The organism is Streptomyces sp. NPDC003635, assembly GCF_053587635.1.
This window is the reverse complement of sequence record NZ_JBSFOK010000099.1, coordinates 1-8,040: the sequence shown is the minus strand read 5'-3', so window position 1 is coordinate 8,040 and position 8,040 is coordinate 1. Positions and strand designations below refer to the sequence as shown.

The window sequence follows — 8,040 nt, the reverse complement described above, 5'->3', positions numbered from 1 at the left end:
CCCTCGTACTGGATGTACTTGGGCTTGTGCCCGGTGCGGCGAGAGTGCGTGCCGGGCGACGCGACGGGGCGAACGTTGCCTGACGCGGCACTAGCCGCCGTGGCGGCTCACGGCGAGCACCAGTGCGTCGACGTCCCGCTCCGTGGTGGCGAAGGAGGTCACGAAGCGGACGACACCCCGCTCCCAGCGGTCGTGGTAGAAGGCGTACCCCTCGGCCAGAAGCCCCTGGGTGACCTCCTCGGGGAGGCGGCAGAAGAGGATGTTGGCGTCGGCCGCGCCCAGCAGGTCCACCCCGGGCAGCGCCTTCAGGCCGTCCTGGAGGCGGGCGGCCATGGCGTTGGCGTGGGTGGCGTTGCGCAGCCACAGATCGTCGGTGAGGTAGGCGTCCAACTGGGCCGCGTGGAAGCGCATCTTGGCGGCGAGCTGGCCCGCCCGCTTGGCGCGGAAGGAGAGTTCGGGTGTGAGCGTGCGGTCGAAGACGACGATCGCGTCGGCGGTCATCGTGCCGTTCTTGGTGGCGCCGAAGGACAGCAGGTCGACTCCGGCCCGCCAGGTGAGCTCGGCGGGGGTCCGGCCGAGGGAGGCGACGGCGCCGGCGAAGCGGGCGCCGTCCATGTGCAGCCGCAGGCCCGCGTCCTTGGTGATCGAACCGAGGGTGCGCAGCTCGTCGAGGGTGTAGACCGCGCCGGTCTCGGTGGCCTGGGTGACGCTCACGACGGACGGCTCCACGCTGTGCACGTCCCCCGCCTTGTGGCGTACGGCCGCGCGCAGCGCGTCGGGGGCGATCTTGGCGTCGTCCCCGCCGAGCGGGACCAGCTTGGCGCCCGCCGTGTAGAACTCGGGCGCCCCGCACTCGTCGTTGTTGACGTGGCTCTCACGGTGGCACAGCACGCTGCCCCAGGGCGGGGTGAGCGCGGCGAGGCTCAGGGCGTTGGCGGCGGAGCCGGTGGACACGATCAGGACGTCGACGTCGCGCTCGAATATCTCGCTCAGGCGGCGCCGGACGGCGGCCGTGGTGTCGTCGTTGCCGTAGGGCAGGGCCTGACCGGAGGCGGCTCGGGTGACGGCCTCGACGATCTCGGGTGAGGCGCCGGCGGTGTTGTCGCTGCTGAAGACGCGGGACGCGGTGCTCATGATCGGGCTCCTTGCGGTGCGGTGGGGGCGGGAGAGGCGGCGGCGAGGAGCTGGCGCAGGGCGCCGTAGTAGACCTCGTGGTCGGTCACGGCGGGCACGATCTCCGCCAGGGCGCCGGTCAGCGCCGGGAAGCGCTCCGGGTCGAGCGCGGCCAGGGCGGTGCGGGTCGCCGCCTGGGCGGTCCTGGGCCGGCGGTGGTCTACGAAGCCGGCGCTGCCGAGGGTGAGCAGGTACATCCGCCGGTACGCGGTGATCGCGTCGGTGGGGGTCATGCCGACGGCGAGGCTGTGGGCCAGCTGCGGCTCGGCCAGGCGTGCCAGCAGATTCGGGCCGAGCCAGGGCCGCGTGCCGCGCAGGGCGAGGAGTCCCGGGTGGGCGGCCAGCAGGCGGTACAGCGCGGTGAAACGGGCCTCGGTGGCGCTCGCCCAGTCCGCGTCCTGCGCTGTTTCGGGCAGTTGGGCGGCCAGGTGGTCGACGCACAGGTCCAGCAGTCCGGCGAGGTCGGTGCAGCGGCGCTGGAGGGAGGCGAGCGAGATCTCGAGGCGCGCGGCGAGCGCCCGGAAGGTCAGGGCCTCGGGGCCGCTCTCGTCGATCAGGAGGAGGGCGGTCTCGGCGATGCGGTCGGGGGTGGCGCGGTCGAGGGACGGGGAGTGGCGCGGCATGCGGGTCATCGTACGATACAGCGTATCGCGCGGGCCAGGGCTGATGTCCCTCCCGTACCGTCGTAGGCTCACTGCGCACATCAGGGACAGGAGGCCGAGGTGTCCGAGACGACGGTGGCCGAGGTGATGGCCGAGCTGGCCGGGCTCGAGGACCCGAGGATCCGCGCGGTCAACGAGCGGCACGGCGACGACCACGGCGTGAACCTCACCAAGCTGCGTGCCGTCGCCAAGCGGCTGAAGACGCAGCAGGAGCTGGCGTGTGGGCTCTGGGCGACCGGTGACAGCGCGGCGCGGCTGCTCGCGCTGCTGATCTGCCGTCCGAAGGCGTTCGAGCGGGACGAACTGGACACGATGATCCGCGAGGCGGGCACGCCGAAGGTGCACGACTGGCTGGTCGGCTACGTGGTGAAGAAGAGTCCGCACGCCGAAGAGCTGCGCGTGGCCTGGTCGGCCGATCCGGATCCGGTGGTCGCCGGTGCCGGCTGGGCGCTGACCGCCGACCGGATCGCGAAGAAGAGGACCGAGGGCCTCGACCTCACCGGGCTGCTCGACGTCGTCGAGGCGGAGATGAAGGACGCCCCGGACCGCCTGCAGTGGTCGATGAACACCTGCCTTGCGCAGATCGGCATCGAGTACCCCGAGCACCGGACCCGCGCGCTGGAGATCGGTGAGCGGCTGCAGGTGCTGAAGGACTACCCCACGTCCCCGGGCTGCACCTCTCCCTACGCACCGATCTGGATCAACGAGATGGTGCGCCGACAGGAGACCGCGAAGCCACGTCGCCATTAGACAAGGGACAGCACTGGCCGCCCGAGGAGCGGTTCGGCCGGTGACACCGCACCGACCAGGAGGTTACTCGGCCCCGGACTCGAAGTCCTCGACGAAGAAGCTGTCGTGACGGACCCGGAACTGCTTCAGCTCCTCTCCCCCGCGCTGTGCGAACTCGGCCACCCGCTCGAAGTACTCCTCCCTCGGGGCGCCCGGCGAGAAGAGCATGAGCATGGACATCGGCTCGTCGGTGACGTTCCTGAACCCGTGCAGGCCGCCGACCGGGACGTACAGGAAGTCACCTTGACGGCCAGTGACCCACTTCTCGCCGTCGAAGAGCGAGAGTTCGCCGGAGAGGATGTAGAAGGACTCCGACATGGCCTTGTGGAAGTGCGGCTTGGCCCCGGCCGACCGCGCGGCCAACTCCACCTTGTAGAGCCCGAACTCGCCGCCGGTCGACTCATTGGTGGCGAGGTAGCGGGTCGTGCCACCGGGCGAGCTGAGGTCCGGCGGCGCGTCGGCGGGCCGGAAGACCGCGTTCACCTCTCCCTTGTCACCGTGGTAGCGGGGCTCGGGGTACTGCAGGGGCTCCAGGTACGACATCGTGCACTCCTTCAGCCGGTTCTCCGGCTGGAATGATCGCCCGCGGCACACTGAGGAGGCATCGGCCGCCGGCATGATCTTGACGGGCGGCGGAAGCAGGACCGCGGACCTAGGCCGAGGGCCCGACCCCGCATATTGAGGTGCGGCGGCCGCCAACGGCATGTCACAGTCACCGCCGTGACCTTGATGAACGTCCTCGTCGACTTCGCCCGCACCGGCCGTGTCGGACCTCTTCACTGCGGCATGACGCTGAGCGAGGCCGAGGAGTTGCTCGGACCGGGCCGTCCGCACCCGGCGATCGTCATGCTGGGACCCGACATCGACGGCTACCCGTACTCCTGGGACGGTCTCCAACTGGCCGTCACCCAGAAGACGATCAGCGGGATCCAGCTCAACTTCTGGGCCGGTTCGGCCACGAAGCTCCCGCCGCTCGTCCTGCCCGCGTCGGAGTCGTACGCCGCGAGTGTGCTACGCGAGGACCTGCTGACGGCCCTGGACGCGGCAGGCTGCGACCACTGTGTCAACGACAACCTCACCTTCGGCGAGCAGTCCAGCATCCTCACCCGACCCGCCGACGTGTGCGCGGTCTTCAGCCGCCCCGGCCGGAGAAAGCCGGTCCCTCATCCGGACCGCCACTATCTCATTGCGATACACAAGACCATGCCGTGACACCAGAGCTTCCTCCGTCCAGGACGGGAGGCATGCTCCCGCCCCGGACGACTCGGTGGAGGAGCAGCGGTCAGGCGCGGCAGCGCAGCAGCTCCAGGGGCGGCTTCGCGACCAGGTCCGCCCAGAAGTCCTCGCCGTACTCACGGAGGCCGGCCTCGGACACCGTCAGCGGCACCCACTCCACCGCGCTGAACCCGGCCGCCCGCAGGCACTTCTCGTACACGTCGCGGCGCGGGGCGCTGCTGACGATGGTGATGGGCTGCGGTTCGAGAAGGGCCGTGACCCGTACACGTGTCCCGGTCTCGATCTCGCCGGCCGGTTCGCAGCGGAATCCGTACCGCTCCAGGGACGGGTTGTCGAACCCGTAGTCCGGCTTCTGGGCGAGCACGAAGAACTCCCCGCCCGGCACCAGGTTCTGGTGGATGTTGCGGCACATGCGCTCCATCGCCGGGATGTCCTCGGCGTAGTTCAGGCACTGTACGCCCAGCGCGATGTCGAAACGCTGCTCCAGCGAGCCGAGTTCTTCCACGTCACCGACCTCGTACCGTACGCCGAGCGGATCCCGCTGCTCGATCTCCCGGGCGGCGACGATCATCTCGCCGGAGATGTCGACGCCGAACACGTCCGTCGCACCGCGCCGCTTGAGCTCCCGGCTGTAGAACCCGGTACCGCACGCCAGGTCGAGGACGGACTTGCCCGTGACATCCCCGACCATGCCCAGGAAGCTCGGCACCTCTCCGTATCGCATCAGCGGCAGGGACTTGAACCCCTCGAACGCCTCACCGATCTCGTCGTACTGCTGCACACTCACGTGCGGCCCCCTTCAGAGCTTCGTCGTCGCAGAGAGTCTGCTTCGACCAGCACGAAGGGGCGTACTGGCCAATGACACGAAGAAGCCGGCCGGCGAGGTTCGTATCCGCCAACAGCCCCCGGCTACTTAGGGATCGCCTCCAGCACCTGGAAGTGTGTGGGCAGCAGGGGGTCTCCCACATGGGTCAGCTCAAGCCCCGCCGAGGCCAGCAGGGCGGCGAACTCCGACTCCGTACGCTCCCGGCCCCCGGCCATCACCAGCATGTTGAGGTCGCTGAGCACGGTGCTCAGGGCCGCCGGCGGGCCGTCCTCGGCGGGCAGCACCGGCTCCACCAGCAGAAGCTTCGCGTGCGGCGGCATGGCATCGCGGCAGTTGCGCAGGATGGCGCGTGAACTGTTGTCGTCCCAGTCGTGGATGATGCTTTTCAGTACGTACGCGTCGCCCCCGGAGGGGACTTCGGTGAAGAAATCTCCAGGTGCGATCGTGCAGCGCGCGGCGACGCCCGCCGCCGCCAGCACCTCGGCCGCCTCCTTCACCCCCGTCGGGGTGTCGAACAGGACGCCCCGGCTGTCGGGGCACCCGGTCAGCAGGGCGGCGAGGAGCGTGCCGTTGCCGCCTCCGACGTCCACGACGGTGTCGAAGGCGGCGAAGTCGTAGCCGGCGGCCACCACCTCGGCGGCGCCCCGCGCGTTCTCCGCCATCGCGGCGTTGAACAGGGCGGACAGGTCCGCCCGCGCGCCGATGTAGGGGAAGGCGGGCAGGCCGAAGACCTTCTCGAACGCGGTCTGTCCGGTGTTCACGCTGTGCAGCAGTTCCCCCCAGGGGCGCCACACCGCCTCCGAGGTGAACAGGTCGGCCAGCGCACGGGCGGGAGCCTCGGTGTCCGACCGTAGAACCTCACCGAAGGGGGTGAGCGTGAACTTCGCGGCGCCGCGCCGCCGTTCCACCACCCCGATACTCTCCAGGGCCCGCAGCAGGCGGTGCAGTGAATCCTGGTGGGTTCCGGTGGTCACCGCCAGCTCAGCCGAGCTCTTCGGGCCGTCGTGCAGGAGATCGGCGAGCCGCAGGCGAGCGGCCACGCCGAGGACCTGGGAGGCCATGTAGCCGTGGATGAGGTGCAGGGCCCGGGCCTGGAGTGCGGGGCCCCGCGGTGTGTCGTCCGGCGCGGAGGTCATGTCGCTCACCACGCGACGTGCAGGGCTTCGGGGGCATGGTCGACGAACTGCCGGGCCATCCGGACCGACCCCTCGTCCAGGAGGTGGAGGCCGGGGAGCCGGGTGGTCAGGGTCTCCAGCGTCACCGCGAGCTGGAGCCTGGCCAGCCGGGCGCCCACGCAGGCGTGCACGCCGTGCCCGAAGGTCAGGTGCCGGGTGATCTGCCGCGTGACGTCGAATGTCTCGGGCTGGTCGAACTCCTCCGGGTCCCGGTTGGCCGCGCTGTAGAGGGCCACGACATCGGCTCCGGCGGGCAGGGTTCGCCCGCCCAGGGTCACCTCACGCGTAGTCGCCCGGAAGAAGGCGTGCACGGGGGTGTCGTACCGGGCGATCTCCTCCACCGCGCCCGGGATCAGCTCCGGGCTCCGGCACAGCAGCCGCCACTGCTCGCGGCGGGACAGCAGATGCCACAGGCCGTTGCCCAGCAGTGCCGTCGTAGTCGAGTGTCCGGCGGTGATCAGGCCGATGAACGTCCACACCAATTCGGCCAGTTGCTCGTCGTCGAGGGGACCGGGCGGCGCGAGCGCGTCGACGATCTCACTGAACGCGTCCGTCCCCGGCCGCTCTCTGCGCTCCCGGACGTAACGCGCCATGACGTCCTGGAACTTGAGGAACAGCTCGGCAGCGGCGACCTCTTCGTCCCTGGGCGCGCCACCGGTGATGACGGTCACGCACGCGTAGGCGCCGTCCCGGATGATCGCCCGGTCCTCGGGGTCGATCCCGCACATCTCGGAGATGGTGTCGACCGGCAGCACCCGCGCATAGCGCTCCATCAGCTCGGCCGAACCGTCTCGCTCCATGGCGTCCACCAGGGCGACCGCGCGCCTGCGGATGCCCGGCTCCATCGCCGCGACGGCGTCCGTGCCGAGCCGCTTGGCCAGCGGCGCCCTTACCTTCAGATGGCGTTCGCCGTTGACGTTGATGATGGCCGACGACGGCGGGAAACCGCGTTCGAGCACCGCGACCGCGTCGGGGTGCAGCGGAAGCGGGCTGCGCAGGGCGTTCGCCGTGGAGAAGGTCTCGTGCTGCTGCAGCACCGTACGGACGTCGTCGAAGCGGGTCACCACCCAGGCCCGCATCACCTCGGACCAGAACACCGGCTCCTGGCGACGTGCCTCGGCCAGGAACGGATAGGGATCCTGAAGATGCGCGCCCAACGGGTCGTACGAGGCACCGATGGCACTTCCCATGACGCTCGCCCCCTGACGGAGCCGGGAACCCGGACCGGCGCACGATGGCAGGCCCCGCTCGAGGGCCGGTGGAGACACGGCGTACCGGTGCCGCCTCGCCGTGCCCGCGCAATCGCCGGTCGGCTGCCGCCGTCAAGTGCCGTTCGCGGCGGGACCGCTTACCTACGCTCCTGGCACCAGGCACGACAGGTGCAGTACGCGACAGGAGGTCACCCATGGAGAACCCGACCCGTAAGGCCGCCACAACCGGGGCCGCCGCCCTGCTGACGGTGGGGCTCGTCATCGCCGGGGCCGGGGCGGCGGAGGCCGCGACGCCCGCCAAGGCGGACCGCATCACGTCCGCGGCGCAGCTCTCGGCGTGCATCGCACACGCCGCGCAGCTCGAACAGGAGGCCGGGAACGTCGCGCTGAGCGATCCCATCGGCGGCCAGCTCGACTCCGTCGGTACCCAGGCCACTCCCTGCTGAGGCGGAGGTGACCACCGTGGAGCAGGACGGATCCCCGCGCACGTGGTGCCCCAGCGGACGGGCTGACAGGCCCGAGTCCGTCGTCCTGGGCGTGCGGTCCGGACAGGACGGCCGCGTCGTGTATCTCGCCGACCCCGTGCCGGCGTCCGAGGTGCTGGGGCAAGTGCCCGAGGGCATCGAACCGCGGCGCATCATGCGCTTCGCCTCGCACTGTGCCAGTTCCTGCGTCAACCGCAGGGGCGACGACTGCACGCTCATCGAGCGGGTGCTGGTGGGGCGGCCCGCCGAGGAGACCGACCGGGTTCCACGGTGTCACCTCCGCACGCAGTGCCAGTGGTGGAACCAGACCGGGGTGGCGGCCTGCCTGCGCTGCCCCGCGGTATCCACCCGCCATCACGCCGACGACGAGCTGGCCGACCTGGTGGCCGATCCGGCGACGACGAAGGAAGAGCTCGACGCGTGGATCGCCGCCGCGCGCTGAGGCCCGCGGCGGCCCGTGGTGGGCCCGTGGTGGCCCGGACC

Annotated in this window: 10 protein-coding genes; 4 read left to right on the top strand and 6 right to left on the bottom strand. The window is 70.7% G+C overall.

Annotation, left to right across the window (positions count from 1 at the left end; all coding sequences use genetic code 11):
• Positions 1–90: 90 nt before the first annotated feature.
• Entirely contained in the window at positions 91–1,134 is a 1,044-nt protein-coding gene (locus ACWDRW_RS39860) for a threonine aldolase family protein (RefSeq protein ID WP_451733352.1), read from the bottom strand.
• The gene (locus tag ACWDRW_RS39855; RefSeq protein ID WP_451733349.1) at positions 1,131–1,796 is read right to left on the bottom strand and encodes a TetR/AcrR family transcriptional regulator; all 666 of its coding nucleotides are present in this window, start codon (positions 1,794–1,796) and stop codon (positions 1,131–1,133) included. Before ACWDRW_RS39855 ends, ACWDRW_RS39860 begins: the two co-directional genes overlap by 4 nt.
• Before the next feature lie 126 nt (positions 1,797–1,922).
• Here ACWDRW_RS39855 and ACWDRW_RS39850 point away from each other — a divergent pair, with 126 nt between their 5' ends.
• Entirely contained in the window at positions 1,923–2,585 is a 663-nt protein-coding gene (locus ACWDRW_RS39850) for a DNA alkylation repair protein (protein ID WP_451733355.1), read from the top strand.
• Between the two features lie 63 nt (positions 2,586–2,648).
• On the opposite strand, the gene ACWDRW_RS39845 is transcribed toward ACWDRW_RS39850, so the two are convergent.
• Positions 2,649–3,167 carry a cupin domain-containing protein gene (locus tag ACWDRW_RS39845; protein WP_451733346.1) on the bottom strand — a complete coding sequence of 173 codons (519 nt, stop codon included), beginning with the start codon at positions 3,165–3,167 and terminating at the stop codon, positions 2,649–2,651.
• A 177-nt stretch (positions 3,168–3,344) separates the two neighbouring features.
• Here ACWDRW_RS39845 and ACWDRW_RS39840 point away from each other — a divergent pair, with 177 nt between their 5' ends.
• Positions 3,345–3,836, top strand: a complete 492-nt coding sequence (locus tag ACWDRW_RS39840; protein WP_451733345.1) for a hypothetical protein — start codon at positions 3,345–3,347, stop codon at positions 3,834–3,836.
• 70 nt (positions 3,837–3,906) lie between these two features.
• Here ACWDRW_RS39840 and ACWDRW_RS39835 read toward each other — a convergent pair whose 3' ends face one another.
• The 3 genes from ACWDRW_RS39835 to ACWDRW_RS39825 all read right to left on the bottom strand — a co-directional run bounded on the left by ACWDRW_RS39835 (position 3,907) and on the right by ACWDRW_RS39825 (position 7,051).
• Positions 3,907–4,647: a class I SAM-dependent methyltransferase gene (locus tag ACWDRW_RS39835; protein ID WP_451733342.1), complete on the bottom strand. Its 741-nt coding sequence runs from the start codon at positions 4,645–4,647 to the stop codon at positions 3,907–3,909.
• Positions 4,648–4,769: 122 nt separating this feature from the next.
• Complete coding sequence (locus tag ACWDRW_RS39830; RefSeq protein WP_451733340.1) at positions 4,770–5,822, bottom strand: methyltransferase; 1,053 nt, start codon at positions 5,820–5,822, stop codon at positions 4,770–4,772.
• 5 nt (positions 5,823–5,827) lie between these two features.
• The gene (locus ACWDRW_RS39825) at positions 5,828–7,051 is read right to left on the bottom strand and encodes a cytochrome P450 (RefSeq protein ID WP_451733337.1); all 1,224 of its coding nucleotides are present in this window, start codon (positions 7,049–7,051) and stop codon (positions 5,828–5,830) included.
• A 215-nt stretch (positions 7,052–7,266) separates the two neighbouring features.
• Between ACWDRW_RS39825 and ACWDRW_RS39820 the strand changes: the two genes are divergently transcribed.
• Entirely contained in the window at positions 7,267–7,518 is a 252-nt protein-coding gene (locus tag ACWDRW_RS39820; RefSeq protein WP_451733334.1) for a hypothetical protein, read from the top strand.
• 16 nt (positions 7,519–7,534) lie between these two features.
• Positions 7,535–7,999, top strand: a complete 465-nt coding sequence (locus ACWDRW_RS39815) for a hypothetical protein (RefSeq protein WP_451733332.1) — start codon at positions 7,535–7,537, stop codon at positions 7,997–7,999.
• Positions 8,000–8,040 lie beyond the last annotated feature (41 nt).

Bases quoted from the DNA above. Each gene is read 5' to 3' on its own strand.
- ACWDRW_RS39850 (WP_451733355.1), top strand. From the start codon at position 1,923: ATGGCCGAGCTGGCCGGGCTCGAGGACCCGAGGATCCGCGCGGTCAAC.
- ACWDRW_RS39820 (WP_451733334.1), top strand. From the start codon at position 7,267: ATGGAGAACCCGACCCGTAAGGCCGCCACAACCGGGGCCGCCGCCCTG.
- ACWDRW_RS39825 (WP_451733337.1), bottom strand. From the start codon at position 7,051: ATGGGAAGTGCCATCGGTGCCTCGTACGACCCGTTGGGCGCGCATCTT.
- ACWDRW_RS39830 (WP_451733340.1), bottom strand. From the start codon at position 5,822: ATGACCTCCGCGCCGGACGACACACCGCGGGGCCCCGCACTCCAGGCC.
- ACWDRW_RS39855 (WP_451733349.1), bottom strand. From the start codon at position 1,796: ATGCCGCGCCACTCCCCGTCCCTCGACCGCGCCACCCCCGACCGCATC.
- ACWDRW_RS39860 (WP_451733352.1), bottom strand. From the start codon at position 1,134: ATGAGCACCGCGTCCCGCGTCTTCAGCAGCGACAACACCGCCGGCGCC.
- ACWDRW_RS39845 (WP_451733346.1), bottom strand. From the start codon at position 3,167: ATGTCGTACCTGGAGCCCCTGCAGTACCCCGAGCCCCGCTACCACGGT.